The following is a 255-nucleotide window of genomic DNA, read 5'->3' on the forward strand; positions in this document are numbered from 1 at the left end:
GTTTGCAGTTTGACCTTTCCACATCTCAGGGAAAGCTCATGGCTTCTGTGATGTCTGCATTAGCAGAGTTTGAGGGAGATTTACTACGTGAACGTGTGCGCTCTGGTGTAGCAGCGGCACAAGCGCGGGGCGTTGTGTTTGGTCGTCGTCCTGGTCAACGTACCAAGTCAGATCGTCTGGCACCTAAAGTGTTGGAGTTGGTGTCTGCTGGACACTCTTATCGACAAGTCGGTCGGCTGGTCAATCTAAGCAAAA

Annotated in this window: 1 protein-coding gene; it reads left to right on the forward strand. The window is 51.4% G+C overall.

Annotation, left to right across the window (positions count from 1 at the left end):
• Positions 1–38: 38 nt before the first annotated feature.
• Positions 39–255, forward strand: a 217-nt coding sequence (locus DK207_RS15715) for a recombinase family protein (protein ID WP_265735801.1), incomplete at its 3' end; no start/stop codon positions are given.

The sequence above is a fragment of the Acinetobacter haemolyticus genome (assembly GCF_900406815.1).
Classification (GTDB): Bacteria; Pseudomonadota; Gammaproteobacteria; order Pseudomonadales; family Moraxellaceae; genus Acinetobacter; species Acinetobacter haemolyticus_A.